General features: G+C 71.8%; 13 protein-coding genes. 8 read left to right on the forward strand and 5 right to left on the reverse strand.

From position 1 onward, the window contains the following. Positions 1 to 20 precede the first annotated feature (20 nt). The 3 genes from HDC34_RS11520 to HDC34_RS11530 form a co-directional block, all read right to left on the reverse strand. Positions 21 to 1352 (reverse strand): glucose-6-phosphate dehydrogenase, encoded by a 1332-nt coding sequence (locus tag HDC34_RS11520; protein ID WP_179556934.1) that lies wholly within the window; start codon positions 1350 to 1352, stop codon positions 21 to 23. An 82-nt stretch (positions 1353 to 1434) separates the two neighbouring features. Next, positions 1435 to 2151 carry a DUF4166 domain-containing protein gene (locus HDC34_RS11525; protein ID WP_179556935.1) on the reverse strand — a complete coding sequence of 239 codons (717 nt, stop codon included), beginning with the start codon at positions 2149 to 2151 and terminating at the stop codon, positions 1435 to 1437. Continuing rightward, positions 2151 to 2891 carry a TetR/AcrR family transcriptional regulator gene (locus tag HDC34_RS11530; RefSeq protein WP_179556936.1) on the reverse strand — a complete coding sequence of 247 codons (741 nt, stop codon included), beginning with the start codon at positions 2889 to 2891 and terminating at the stop codon, positions 2151 to 2153. Before HDC34_RS11530 ends, HDC34_RS11525 begins: the two co-directional genes overlap by 1 nt. 26 nt (positions 2892 to 2917) lie before the next feature. Here HDC34_RS11530 and HDC34_RS11535 point away from each other — a divergent pair, with 26 nt between their 5' ends. The 4 genes from HDC34_RS11535 to HDC34_RS11550 are packed head-to-tail and all read left to right on the forward strand — an operon-like array spanning position 2918 to position 7254. Then, complete coding sequence (locus HDC34_RS11535) at positions 2918 to 3934, forward strand: epimerase (protein ID WP_179556937.1); 1017 nt, start codon at positions 2918 to 2920, stop codon at positions 3932 to 3934. A gap of 46 nt (positions 3935 to 3980) precedes the next feature. Beyond that, entirely contained in the window at positions 3981 to 4898 is a 918-nt protein-coding gene (locus tag HDC34_RS11540) for a WcbI family polysaccharide biosynthesis putative acetyltransferase (protein WP_179556938.1), read from the forward strand. Beyond that, positions 4895 to 5872, forward strand: coding sequence for a hypothetical protein (locus HDC34_RS11545; protein WP_179556939.1), 978 nt, complete (start codon positions 4895 to 4897; stop codon positions 5870 to 5872). The genes HDC34_RS11540 and HDC34_RS11545 overlap by 4 nt, the downstream gene beginning before the upstream one ends. Further along, positions 5869 to 7254 (forward strand): glycosyltransferase, encoded by a 1386-nt coding sequence (locus HDC34_RS11550; RefSeq protein WP_218854963.1) that lies wholly within the window; start codon positions 5869 to 5871, stop codon positions 7252 to 7254. Before HDC34_RS11545 ends, HDC34_RS11550 begins: the two co-directional genes overlap by 4 nt. 23 nt (positions 7255 to 7277) lie before the next feature. Here HDC34_RS11550 and HDC34_RS11555 read toward each other — a convergent pair whose 3' ends face one another. Then, on the reverse strand, positions 7278 to 7598 hold the full coding sequence (locus HDC34_RS11555) for a hypothetical protein (RefSeq protein WP_179556940.1): 321 nt from the start codon (positions 7596 to 7598) through the stop codon (positions 7278 to 7280). A gap of 157 nt (positions 7599 to 7755) precedes the next feature. On the opposite strand from HDC34_RS11555, the gene HDC34_RS11560 reads away from it, so the two are divergent. Together HDC34_RS11560 and HDC34_RS11565 are read left to right on the forward strand one after the other, a co-directional pair. Then, entirely contained in the window at positions 7756 to 9501 is a 1746-nt protein-coding gene (locus HDC34_RS11560) for an ABC transporter ATP-binding protein (RefSeq protein ID WP_179556941.1), read from the forward strand. Further along, positions 9498 to 11384, forward strand: a complete 1887-nt coding sequence (locus HDC34_RS11565) for an ABC transporter ATP-binding protein (protein ID WP_179556942.1) — start codon at positions 9498 to 9500, stop codon at positions 11382 to 11384. The genes HDC34_RS11560 and HDC34_RS11565 overlap by 4 nt, the downstream gene beginning before the upstream one ends. Positions 11385 to 11459: 75 nt before the next feature. On the opposite strand, the gene HDC34_RS11570 is transcribed toward HDC34_RS11565, so the two are convergent. After that, entirely contained in the window at positions 11460 to 11930 is a 471-nt protein-coding gene (locus tag HDC34_RS11570; protein WP_104311665.1) for a hemerythrin domain-containing protein, read from the reverse strand. A gap of 32 nt (positions 11931 to 11962) precedes the next feature. On the opposite strand from HDC34_RS11570, the gene HDC34_RS11575 reads away from it, so the two are divergent. Further along, positions 11963 to 12619 (forward strand): pentapeptide repeat-containing protein, encoded by a 657-nt coding sequence (locus tag HDC34_RS11575; RefSeq protein ID WP_179556943.1) that lies wholly within the window; start codon positions 11963 to 11965, stop codon positions 12617 to 12619. Between the two features lie 251 nt (positions 12620 to 12870). Then, entirely contained in the window at positions 12871 to 13335 is a 465-nt protein-coding gene (locus tag HDC34_RS11580; protein ID WP_179556944.1) for a DoxX family protein, read from the forward strand. The last annotated feature ends 103 nt before the right edge of the window (positions 13336 to 13438 follow it).

A 13438-nucleotide genomic window follows, 5' to 3' on the forward strand; every position in this document is an offset into this window, starting at 1 on the left:
CCGGCGTCCGGCGTCAGGCGTCAGGCGTCAGCGCCGACGGTGCCGGCCGCGTACTCGGGCAGCTCTCCTGCGTCGCTTTCCCATGCTTCGAGCACGGGCGTCACGATGCGCCACAGCTCCTCGGCGACGTCGCCGCGCACCGAGAGCAGCGTGTTCCCGGTCAGCAGGCCCGCGATGACGCGCGCGTACGGATCGGCGCTGCTGTCGCCCGCAGGGGCGCGGAGCGGGATGCGTGTGGGCGCCGACCCGTCGCCAGGGGTCAGGACGATCTCCTGCCGCGCCTCACCGATGGCCTTCGCGGAGCGCAGCACGAACGGCACGCCGCGCCACCTGGGGGTGTCGACCTGCAGTGTGATCTCGGCGAGCGTCTCCGTCCCGCGGTCGGCATCCACGTCGTCTTCGTCGACGTACGCCTCGAGCGGCTTCCCGTCGACCTCCCCGGCCGCGTAGCGGGCGCGGCGGGCGGACACTGGATGCTCGTCCCACAGGCGCACGGCCCGCAGGGCCTCCGCGAGGGCGTCGTCGAGCCCACCGGGCTCCTCGTCCGGCTGCCCCATGGCCGTCAGCGCGAGCATGAGCATGAGGTGGCTCTGCAGCATGTCCCGCAGCGCGCCGGTCTCGTCGTAGAAGGCGCCTCGCCCCTCGATGCCGAGGCCCTCCTCGAAGATGATCTCGACGCGGCCGGGTGACGCCGCGTCCCGCGCGTCCCCCGTGCCCTCCGTGTCCTCCGTCTTCGACCCAGCGTCGGCAACCGGCACGCCGCTCGCCTCGATGCGGTCCCGCGACCGGATGAGCTCCACCGCCGCCGGGGTCCCGAGGAAGTGATCGATGCGCCACAGGCGATCCTCCGGCACGACGGCGGCGAGCGCCTCGTTGAGCGCCCGCGCGCTTTCCTCGCTCTCGCCGAACGGCTTCTCGATCGCGATCCTGAGGTCGTCGGCGAGATCCAGTTCGGCGAGCGCCGCCGCGACCTTCTCGCCCATGACCGGCGGCAGCGCGACGTAGAGCAGCGGCGAGCTCGGGCACGCTTCGAGCAGCTCCCGCAGCTCGTCGGCGGAGGACGCGTCGGTCGGCACGAAGTCCGAGCGGGACACGAGCGCGTCGATCGTGTCCTCCGAGACGCCCGTGCCCTCGAGGCTCTGCCGGACGACGTCACGCCACTCGTCGCGCGACTGCGGGGTGCGGGCGGCGCCGATGATGTGCAGCTCGACGTCTGGGCTCGCGTCGGCGACCCTCGCGATCCCCGGCAGGAGGAGGCGCTCCGTCAGGTCGCCACCCGCGCCGAGGATCGCGATCGTCCGCCTGACCTTGCCGCCGGTGGCGACCTCTGGAATCTCGGTGCTCGTCTGCATGTGACCTCCAGGTGCTGGCTTCCTCGGCTGGGCTGTTCCGGCGCGAGACTACGCGCTCGTGCCCGAGAATCCGCCGGTCCTGTCAGGGCTCGCTGACGGTCACGACGTCGTACGCAAATGCACCGACGTAACGGAACACGTCGCCGATGATCGGCGACCGCAGGCGCACGTCAACGCATTGGCGACCGTCGCCGTCAGGATGCGCCCGCTCGTCGAGCGTCATGGTGACGACGCAAGGCAGTGGCACGCGAAGGACCGCGACTGCGACCGGGACCCGCATCCGGAGCCACAGGCCCGTCGAGCGCATGCGCAGGCCACCCTCGTGCACTCGGAGTTCGAGCTCGACCTCGAGGCCCCGTCTGCGACCGAGCCGGTCGACGAGCCGCGGCCTCCCGCCCGGCACTGGGATGGCCCTCATCGTGTCCTCCATGACGCGCGTGACGAGCGGGAACGCGAACTCACGCCTGGCGGAGAGGGCGCCATCGTCCTCCGGTCGGTTGCGGATCGTGAAGGGAACGCTGCGCCCGCGCTCCGGGAACAGGACGTGCCGCCAGGCGAGCCAGGCGAACACCGGCCGCAGCCCCGAGTGGCGGGGGCCCGCCCACGAGTAGACCCCACGACCCCGGCCCTCATTCCCCGCGGGGATGGGGCCGAAGTAGCGGCGAAGCTGCGGGTGGAGGCGTTCGATCTGCGGCCCGAGGACCTGCTCGTAGACCGACTGCAGCGGCTGCGTGTCGTGCTCGTCGACCGCGCTGCGTCCAGACGAGGCCGCTCCGAGTCCGAACACGGAGCGCGCCATCAGGCGCGCACCTCCCCCGCGAGCGCGAGCAGCTCCCGCAGCGGCGCCCGAACGACGGGGATGCGCGTGAGCGGCAGCGTCATGCGCAGCAGGTTGAGGGCGCGGTCGAGGATGCGGTGCGTGCGCTCCCGCCCCGGCGACGAGTCGTAGACCCAGAGGAGCGCCAACAGCAGGTGGCTCAGCACCAGAACCTGCGGAAGGCCGGTCTTGAACTCGTCGGGCAGCGGGGACTTCGCGTCGTCGACGGCACGCTCGAACAGGCCGCGGATCACCGCGAGCGCGGGCGCGGACTCCTCGGAGAGCGGGTTGATGGGCGACCTCGGCGACACTGCGGCGGCGAGGAACTCCGGCGCGTGCGGGTGGTAGGGCTCGAGCTGCTCCAGGCCGGTGCGGTAGACGATGGCGAGGCGCTCGGTGAGCTCGCGGATGCCCTCCAGCTGCGGGATCGCGGCGTCTGCGTGCGATTCCTGCACGTCCAGGTACAGCTCCTGCACGAGGTGGTTCTTGGTCGCGAAGTGGTAGTTGGTGGTGCCGACTGATACCCCGGCCTCTTCTGCGATGCGGCGGATAGTCGTCGCGTCGTAGCCGCGCTCGCGGAAGGAGCGGAGAGCGACGTCGCGGATGAGCGCCCGGGTGCGCTCCCTCTTGGTGGACGGCACCGCTGGTCCTCGCTCTTCTCGGGGTGCCTTGTCGACGGAACCGCCCGAGTCGCCGCTGCCACCGGATTCAAAACTGAACATGTTCAGAAAGTACTACACTCGGCCTCATGAAACAGCACAACCACGCCAGTCACGGGGCAGAGCGCCCCGACGCGCTCCGGGTCGTCATCGCGGGAGCGAGCGGATTCGTCGGCCGAGCGCTGGAGGACGACTTCGAGAGCCGCGGCTGGGAGGTCGTCCGCATCGGCAGGCGCGAGGCCGTGCGCTGGGGCGACGCAGACGCCATCCAGCGCGCCATCGACGGTGCCGAGGTGCTCATCAACCTCGCCGGCAAGTCCGTCAACTGCCGTTACAACGACGCCAACCGCGCCGAGATTCTGCGCTCCCGCGTGGAGACGACGGCCGAGCTGCGGGCCGCGGTCGCAGCAGTGCCGAACCCGCCGCGGGTGTGGTTCAACGCCTCCACTGCCACCATCTACCGCCATGCGACCGACCGGCCGAACACGGAGTCCGAGGGCGAGCTCGGGCAGGGCTTCTCCGTCGACGTCGCCCGCAACTGGGAACGTGCCTTCTTCGAGGGCACCCTCCCGAAGACGCGCCGCGTCGCGCTCCGCATGGCCATCGTGCTCGGCGACGGACCCGCCGCGAGCACCCTCTTCACCCTGGCCCGCCTGGGCCTCGGCGGCCCGAACATCGACGGCTGGGCCCCGAACCACCGGCGCTATCGCGGCATCGGTCCCGCACCGAGCGGTGACGGGCGTGCCCCGCAGTACCGGACGCGGGGTCGGCAGAAGTTCAGCTGGGTGCACGTCGACGACGTCATCGGCGCCGTCAGGTTCCTCATCGACCGCGACGACCTCGACGGTGTCATCAACGTGAGCAGCGCCAACCCGAGCGACAACCGAACGCTCATGGCGAGCATCCGCCGCGTCGTGCGCGCCCCGTTCGGGCTGCCATCCTGGCGGTGGATGCTCGAGCCCGCGATGGCCGTGCTGCGCACCGAGCCCGAGCTCATCCTGAAGAGCAGGTGGGTGACACCGCAGCGGCTCACGAATGCCGGCTACCACTTCGTGCACCCGGAACTCAACCCCGCGCTGCGCCAGGTCGCGCGGGAGCTAAGATAACTCGCCCCCCCACCCACCTCGGCAGGTTCGGAGACCTCTCCCCTCGATGACGCACGCCACCGCACGCCTCGCGCACTACGCAGACTTCTTCGCCTCCGGAAGCGACCCGTCTCCTGCCGGGGACGACCGGCCCATCGGCCTCACGATCGGCAACTGCCAGGCTGAGTCCCTGCGTCTCGCTCTCGGCGACGACGTGCGCTTCGTGCGCACGCCGCCCGTGCACGAGCTCGAGCCAGCCGACCTCCCGCACCTGGCGTCGTGGCTTGCACGCGCCAGCTTCCTCGTCGCGCAGCCCGTGCGCGACGACTACCGGGGGCTGCCTGTCGGCACGAAGCAGCTCAGCACCAGGCTGCGCGCCGGCGCACGCACCGCCCTGTTCCCCGTCATCAGGTTCGCGGGGCTGTACCCGTTCCAGGCGATCGTCCGGCCACCATCCGACACCTCGCTTGTGCCTCCCCTGGTCCCCTACCACGACCTCCGAATCCTGGCAGAGGCCGCGGGCCTGGATGCGCTGCCCCAGTCGCCGTCGCGCGATGCGATCAGGGCGGTCGGCGCCGAGTCGATCGCACAGCTGCGGGCCCGCGAGGACCGCCACGGCACCGTGCGCGTCTCCGAGCTCTTCGCCCGCCCCTCGTTTGCGCAGGCTCGCACGATCAACCACCCGGGAAACCCCATCTGGCTCGCGACCGCGGAGCGCATCCGCGAGCGCCTCGGCCTCCCGGAGCGGGAGCTCACGCTCGACCGGGAGATCCTGAACTCGATCCACGCGCCGCGCGAGCAGGCGGTCATCGACGCCTGGAGCCTCGACGCGGAGGCGACCGAGTCGTGGACACGCGACGGCGAGCCGATCGACAGCGAACGCATCCGTGCCGCTCACCTCGAGTGGTACGCCGAGCATCCCGACGCCGTTGCGGCCGGATTCGCGAGACACGGCGCGACGATCGAGACGTTGAGGGCCGCGTGAACGCCCCTCCGCTGCTCCTGCACCGCGACGACGAGACCCACGGTGTCGACCAGTACGCCCGCGCCGTCGCGACGGCCGTCGCGAAGCTCGACTCCGCCGTGACCTACCGCAGCGCGCACGGGCTCGTCTCGTCGCAGCTCGCGCACGTCCACTTCACCGACCGCCTGTGGGGCAGCACGCCCGAGCGGGCGGCTGAGCGCTTCGAGCGTCTCGCCGCGCGCGGCCCCGTCAGCGTCACGCTCCACGATGTGCCGCAGGCCTCTGACGGAGCGAATGGCTTTCCCCGCCGCACCGAGTGCTATCGCCGAGTGGTCGCGGCAGCCGCCGGTACCGTCGTCAACAGCACGCACGAGCAGCGCCTGCTCGAGGTCGCTCTCGGGAGCCGCGTGCAGGTGCACGTCGTGCCGCTCCCCGCGCAGCCACCCCAGCCGCGACCCGACGGGTGGCTCCCGACCGACGAGGTCGCCGTGCTCGGCTTCTACTACCCAGGCAAGGGGCACCTCGAGGTCGTCAACGCGGTCGCCGCCATTCCGAGCGAGCGGCGGCCCCGCGTCGTCGCGCTGGGATGCGCGTCGGCCGGGCACGAGCAGGAGCTCGCGGACCTGGAGCGGTACGCGGGCGGGCTTGGCGTGGAGTTCTCGAGCACCGGCTTCCTCTCGCCCGAGGAGCGCCTCGAACGTAGCCGCAGCGTGGCCGTTCCCATCATCGCCCACCAGCACGTCTCCGCCTCCGGCTCCCTCACCGACTGGCTCTCCGCAGGTCGCAGGCCCCTGACCGTGGACTCCGCCTACTTCCGCGAGATGGACGCCATCCGGCCAGAGACCATGCACCTCGTTCGGTCCGGCGAGCTCGCAACGGCGCTGCAGCTCGCGCTCCTGCAGCCCGAGTCGACGTGGCTCGACGACGGGACGTCGACCTCCCCGAGCATCGACGAGATCGCCCGCGCCTACCTCAGCTGGTGGGCGGCGCTGTGACCATCAGCACCCCGAGCCGCCCGCCGTTCGGACGCACGGTTCCGGGCAACCGCTGGGACCTGGCGGATGCGGACGGCGCTGACGGCGGCGCATCCGCCAGGTCGGTGTCGGTCATCGTCGCGCACTTCGAGCAGCAGGCCGAGCTCGACCGCACGATCGCGGCGCTCGCCCGGCAGACGCATCCGGAGCAGCTGATGGAGGTCATCGTCGTCGACGACGGCTCCCGCGTGCCCCCGACGGTCCCGGCAGGCGTCCGAGTGCTGGCCCAGGAGAACCTCGGGTTCCGGGCCGGCTCCGCCCGCAACCTCGGCGCGCGGGCCGCGACGGGCGACATCCTGTGCTTCCTGGACGCCGACACGTCCCCGGAGCCCGACTACGTGGCACGCATGGCGGCGCTTCCCTCGCTGCTTCCGGAGGCGGTCGTCGCGGGTCACCGCAAGCACGCCGACTTCACCGGGGTGGATGTGGATGCTCCCGTCGAGGCTGCGGGGCCGGCGCGCGAGCTCCCCGAACCCAGCTGGCTGGCTTCCGCCTACCGCGCGTCGAGGAACCTGCTCGACGCGGACGACCGCTCCTATCGGTTCGTCATCGGGGCCGTCTTCTCCTGCACGAAGTGGTTCTTCACCGAGACCGGCGGGTTCGACGAGGACTTCCTGGGCTACGGCGGTGAGGACTGGGATTGGGCCAGCCGCGCCTGGCTGGCCGGCGCCGTGCTGGCGCACGAGCCCCTCGCCGTAGCCTGGCATGACGGTCCGGACTGGGCGGGACGGAGCTCAGGCGATGCGAAGCGGCAGGAGCAGAAGAACCGAGAGACGCTGCTGCTCGCGCAGAAGATCGGCGTCGCCGGCTCCCGCCCGCGCGCCCTCCGCACGGTCGCCGCCGACGTCGTCGTCGTGCTGGGTGCGGCGCCGAGCGACGGCGCGGCCTTCGTCTGCGTCGACAGCCTGCTCGAGCAGCTGCCGCACGCGAGTGTCGTCGTCCCGGCCGACATGCATCCTCTGTTCGCGTCGGACCCGAGAGTGCTGTCCGCTTCGGGACCGATCCCGCGCGGTCGTGTGCGCATCGACATCGACGCCGCCGTGCACTTCGGCAGCCCTGTTCGGTCTGTCCAAGAGACCGGGGCTGCGACAGGAACGGAGTCCCCCGCGGTCGGGTCCACCGCCCTTCAGGACGCTGCCGCCCGAGTCGGCAGCTCCGACCTCGGCGCCGTGCGCGTCGGCGAGCACGTCACCGTGCGGTCCGAACGCGCGCTGCGACGCGAGGAACGCTGGGGCGAGGCAGCGGGCTGGCGCACCGAGTGCGTGACCGACGACGCTGTTCGCCCGCTTCCCGCCGACGTCAGTGTGGCCGCCCACCTCGGCGGGTGGCTCTCGCTCGACTGAGCGGCCACCGCGTCGCGACCACTTCAGTCAGCGCCACCGCCACCGCCCGGAAGCCTGGTCCGCCAGCTGGCCTCGAAGTCCGGATGCTCGTCCCACGTCGCCGCGAGCGTCACGAGCAGCTGCAGACTCAGCCGCTCGCCCTCGCTGGCGGGATCCGCGCCGAAGAGGTACTCGATCGCCTTCTCCTCTTCGTCGGCCCCGAGCAGCCAGTCGACGATGTCGTCATCCTCCCCGCCGGTGACGGCCTCGCCCGCGAGAGCGAGCAGCCGCCGATACGTGCGCTCCACACCGTCAGGCAGTCCGCCTTCGTCGAGCCGCGCCACCACGAAGTCCCTGGGATTCATGCGCTCATTCTGACGCGACGTGCCCGCACATCCACGGGGAGTGGGCGAAATTCGCGTTTGTAGGGAAAAATGGGAAGGTCGCCCTCACCACGGGCGTCGCTCGTTGCGGCTTCGCGCATCCGGAGCGCCCCGACCGAAGCCGCCAGGAGGCCGCCGCGTGCCAGCAGCAGCAGCAGCTCAGACGACCGGACCGCGTCGCCTCATCGTGCAGACCGCGCTTGGCGTGAAGCGCTGGCTGGCGCCCGCGACCACCCTGTTCGTCTCGCACCAGCTGTGCGAGGTGGCAGTGCCAGTCGTGGTCGGGCTCGTCATCGACCGCGGCATCGTCGACCGCGACCTCCCGCAGCTCGCGGTCTGGGCCGCGGTGCTCGTCGGCGTCTTCGTGCTCCTCGCCTGGTCGTACCGGGCGGGCGTGTACTTCCTCGTCAACGGCATCCAGCGGGCCCATCACGAGTTGCGCATGCGCGTCAGCGAGCGCTCCCTCGACCCGCGCGGCTTCGGCGACCGGCAGCGGCCCACCGGCGAGCTGCTCGGCATCGGCGGCTCGGATGTGCAGCGCGTCGCGTTCGGCGGCCTCCTCTTCGTGCACCCGGTCGCCGAGCTGGCGGCGGTCGCGGCGGCCGGGGCCGTCCTCATCAGCATCGCCTGGCCGCTCGGCCTCGCCGTCATCCTCGGCGGCCCCGTGTTCCTGCTCCTGCTCGACCGCTTCGGGCGGCACCTCCGTGCGAGGGCCGAAGACCAGCAGCGGCTCACCGCAGACTCCGCCTCGCTGGCAGCGAATGCCATCGCCGGCTTCCGCACGCTCACCGCCCTCGGAGCGACGGGGCGCGCCTCGCGCAGCTATGCCGAGGCCAGCGAACGCGCCCGCGTCGCGGCGATCGCGACGCGCCGCGCCGAGGCGTGGTTCGTCGCCGTCTCGAGCACGGCAACGGGCATCTTCGTCGTCGCGATCGGCGTCATCGCCGCGGCCCTCGCGTTCCAGGGCTCCATCACGGTCGGCCAGCTGATCACCGTCGTGGGTGTCGTGCAGGTCGTCATGGGCCCGATGGAAGCGCTCGCCGTCAACGTCGGAGCGGTGTGGGCCCGCGCGGGGGCCTCCGCGAAGCGAGTGCTCTCGCTGCTGGAGGCGCCGTACGCGCGGGAGACGCTCGTCGACACGACGAGGGTCGGCGAACCGCGAGACGACGATCGACGCCCAAACGGGACGGAGCCGGCCCTCGCCGTCGCCCGGCTCGCAGGCAAGCACCTGCGCGACCTGAGCTTCACCGTCGAGCGAGGTGAGACCGTCGGCATCGTCGCTGAGGCGCACGAGGCGGCCGAGCTCGTGCAGCTCCTCGGCGGTCGCATCCACCCGACGCAGGGATCCGTCACGATCGACGGCCTGCCCCTCGCCGAGGTCGACGCCGGCAGCCTCCACGAGCTGGTCACCGCGCCTCCGCACGCCGCGCATACGCTGCCCGGCACCGTCGCGGCCAACGTCGTCGGCATCGGCGCAGCCTCCCGTTCGCTCTATGAGGCGCACGAGGCGCTCGACGCGGCGGCGTTCACGGATGTCCTCGACCAGCTCCCCAACGGCATCCGCACCCCGCTCGGCGGCGCGGGCAGAACCCTCTCCGGCGGCCAACGCCAGCGCCTCGCCCTCGCGAGGGCCCTCGCGGCACCAGCTCCCGTGCTCGTCCTCCACGAGCCGACCGGTTCCGTCGACGCCGTCACCGAGCAGCGAATCGGCGAGCGGATGCGCGCCGCCACCGCGAGCCGGGCCACGGTCGTCGTGTGCTCGAACCCGCAGCTGCTCGTGCGCGCGCACCGCGTGCTGGTCGTCCGCGACGGCGCCCTCGCCGCCGAAGGCAGCCACGACGAGCTGCTCGCGACCAACGCCGACTACGCGGAGGCGATCGCGTGAGCGCCACCACCCCGGGCTCGCAGGCAGAGCCCCACCCCACGGCACCCGAGCAGCCCACCGCACCGGAGCAGCCCGCCGCATCAGGGCTCCCCATCGCGACGGGGAAGCGCTCCGCGCGCCTCGCCTGGCACCTGCTGACGCTGCGCCCGTGGATGCTCGTGCTCGCGATCGTGCTGCTCGGCGCGGCCGCGGCGGCTGCCCTGCTGGTCCCAGCGGGGCTCGGGCGCCTCGTCGATGCCGTCACGGGCGTCGACCGGAGCCTCGTCGAGGTCGCCCTCATGCTGCTCGCCGGCGTCGCTGGCAGCGCGGCGCTCGGAGCGCTGGGTTCGATGGCGCTCGCCGCGGTCCTGGAGACGGCGCTCGCACGGCTCCGCGAGGACTTCGTGGCGGCGTCGCTCGCCCTCCCCGCCGTGCTGGTGGACGAGGTCGCCGACGGCGAGCTCGTCTCGAGGGCAACCGACGACGTCGACACGGTCGGTGAGGTCACGACGGGCGCCGTCCCCGCGGTCGTGTCCGCCGGCCTGGCGGTCGTCGCGACGGGCGTCGGGCTCGCCGTGCTGAATCCGCTCTTCCTGCTCGCCATGGTGACGGTCGTTCCGGTGCACGCGTTCGCGCTCTGGCGCTACCTGCGGAAGGCGCCGCGCCTCTACGCCGCGGAACGCGTCGCCATCGCGTCGCGGTCCCGCGAGATGGTCTCCGCGATCCAGGCGCTCCCCACCGTGCACGCCTACGGCTGGGGCGGGGCCGTCACGGAGCGCATCCGCAACCGCTCCTGGAACGTGCTCAGGTGGGCGCTGCGCACCCGCATCGTGCAGAGCCGGTTCGGGTTCCGCATGAACATGGCGGAGGCGGTCGGGCTGACGTCCGTGCTCCTCGTCGGGGCGTGGCTCGCGTTCACCGGCGCCGCCACGATCGGCGAGGTCACGACGGCGGCGCTGCTCTTCCAGGCCTTGTTCGGCCCCTTCATCTCGCTGCTCATGCTCGTCGACGACCTGCAGTCGGCTGGCGCCTCGCTCGCTCGCGTCGCGGGTGTCATCCAGCTGGCGCCGGTCCCACCGGACGAGCAGCCGCGTGTGCGCGTTGCCCTCGGGGAGAGCCTCGCGAACGCGGGCGCGGCGATCGCCAGCGCCGCCGCTGGCGAACCGCCGGCCCCCGAGATCGCCCTCGAGTCCGTGGAGGCCGCCTACCCCGGGCGCCCGGTCGTGCTCTGGATCGACGAGCTGCGCATCCCCGCCGGCCAGCGGGTTGCCGTGGTCGGTTCGTCCGGCGCCGGCAAGAGCACGCTCGCCCGCGTGCTCATGGGCCTCCTCGAGGTGCGCGATGGGCGCGTCGACGTCGGCGGCCTCGATCCGGCAGAGATGAGCGAGCTCGAACGCGCGAGTCGCATCGTCATGGTGAGCCAGGACGTGCACGTCTTCTCCGGCACCCTCCGCCACAACCTGCTCATCGCGAGGGAGTCGGCGAGCGACGACGAGCTGCGGGATGCGCTCGAGTCGGTCGCGGGCCCCCGCTGGCGGCACACCTTCAGCGACGGACTCGACACGATGATCGGCGAGGGCAACGCAGAGGTGAGCGCAACGGATGCGCACCGCCTCGCCCTCGCGCGTGCGCTCGTGACGCGGGCGCCGATCGTGATCCTCGACGAGGCGACGGCGGATGCCGACACCGCCGACGCTCGCGACCTGGAGGCCGCCGCGGGGCGGGCGCTCGCCGGGCGGACGGTCGTGACCATCGCCCACCACCTGTCGCAGGCGAGCAGCGCCGAGCGGGTGCTCGTCATGGAGCACGGCCGGGTCGTCGAAGATGGAACGCACGACGAGCTGCTCGAGATCGAGGGACCGTACCGCGAACTCTGGGCTGCCTGGACCTCGCACCGCGCGTAGGCGGAGGGCGGCGGTGAGGGTCAGCGCTGAGCACTACCCGGCCCGCTCGGAGTGGCCTGTCGCCTCGCCACCGCGCTACAGGGGTCCGAGCACTGCCGCCGGGTCTGCGTCGAGAGCCAGTGTCTCCAGCACCCCGAGCAGCTGGCGCTCCTCGTAGCGGAAGTGCGACTCCATGATCGCCGCGATGCCCTCCAGGTGCCGGTCCAGCTCGCTCGGCGACTCCCCCGCATCCACGGACGCCTGCAGCCCGGAGATGAGGTGGCCGATCATCGAGTGGTCCTGCTGCAGGCGGGCGAGCGTGTCGCGCAGCTCGGGATGCGCCGCAGCGATCGCGGGGAACAGCTCGCGGTCCTCGCCCCGATGGTGACCGTCGAGCGCGGTGCAGAAGCCGTGGCAGTACAGCAGCAGGTCGCGGGTGGCGGGCTCAGCCGGGTCGCCGCGCTTCACTGCCTCACGCGTGACGGCGAGGGCCTTGCGCAGCCGCGCGTGGACGGCCCTCAGCTCGCTGCTCCACGCGGCCAGCCGGTCCTTCTCCTGTGCACTCATCTGATCGCCTCGCTCACCAAGATAGTCATCGCGTGGCAAGTACGCTCGACGGCATGAGTGCCGCCGACAGCAAGATCCTGCGCGACCGCTGGACCTCCTCGGAGCTCTCGTCGCTGCGGACCCAGCTCGCGCGGCTCTCCGAGGTGGTTCCAGGGCCGCATCGCATCACGCCGAGCTGGCACGATCCGGCATCCTCGGTGACCGACCTCCGAGGGCTGCAGGCCGGCAGCCTCGGCGTGAGCATCACCCACCTCGAGGTCTCCAAGGTCGACGCGAGCGGTTTCACGGGCGGCCTCACCGTCCGGGACAGCACGCTCACGCACGTCCGCTTCGAGCACGCGAAGGTCGCGGCGCACGCACGACTCGAGGGTGCTCTGCGGGCCTGCACCTTCACGGGGGCGAACATCCCGCAGGCGTCCATCGGACCCGAGGTGTCGGACTGCTCGTTCGCCGACTCGAAGCTGCGCCGCCTCCGCGCTGTGCCAGGAACCGTCTTCTCGAACTGCACCTTCGACGGCGCGGAGCTGTCGGGGGCGGAGTTCACCAACACGCGGTTCATCGACTGCAGCTTCACCGGCGCGAAGTTCAATGCGGCCACCACGTTCCACGGCTGCACGTTCGTTGGCGCGTCCCCGAAGTTCGGCAAGGCGAGCGAGACGGGCACGAAGATCGAACCGCTGGCTGGCTGACGTGGCCCGCCACACCCGGGAGCGCGCGGGCTGAGAGAGTCATAGCAACCTCATACGCGCTGGTACGTACTGAACGGGGCCGCGCTCGGGCCTTCCACGCGCAGGCACTGCGTTCAACGGCGCGTGACTGGTTCCGTGAACGGCGTTTCTCTTGCCGAACTCATGACCCGGGTCGTTCCCCGGGTTTCGCGGTGGCACGGTCGGCCGCCCCTCTCAGCATTCAGCTGAGGGGCCTTCCTACCGTCGAGCGCATGTCATCTTCAGCGAACGCCGCACTGCTCATCCTCCGACTCGCCCTCGGCGCCACCATGCTGCTGCACGGCATCCAGAAGCTCACGACGACCGGGATCGGCGGCGTGCAGGAGATGCTCGGCGGCCTCGGCATCCCCCTCGCGGACGTCGCCGGGGCTGCGCTCCCCTTCGTCGAGATCGTCGCCGGCGCCCTGCTCATCGTCGGGCTGTTCACGCGAGTCGCCGCCGCGCTGCTCACGATCGTCTCCCTGGGGGCCATGTTCACCGTGCACTTCACTGCTGGCTTCTTCGCCCAGGACGGCGGGTACGAGTTCGTGCTCGTGCTGGCGCTCGTCGGCATCGCGCTCGTGCTGACCGGTGGGGGCCGCTGGGCGGCGGACGCGCTCATCCGTCGGCCTCGGAGCAACCGCGAGAGCCACCCCGAGAGCCACTCAGAGCGTCGGTCTGCAGCGCAGGTGGCCTGATACCTAGTCCGCCTAGCTACTTGCGGCGGGTCGCGCCCGAGTGGCCGAGGTTTGCGATACGGTCCAATCCACCGGCCCCCCTGCTCCGAATCTCCTCGAACAC

Origin of the sequence: Pseudoclavibacter sp. JAI123, from assembly GCF_013409665.1 — a bacterium.
In the GTDB taxonomy this organism is placed as follows: domain Bacteria; phylum Actinomycetota; class Actinomycetes; order Actinomycetales; family Microbacteriaceae; genus Pseudoclavibacter.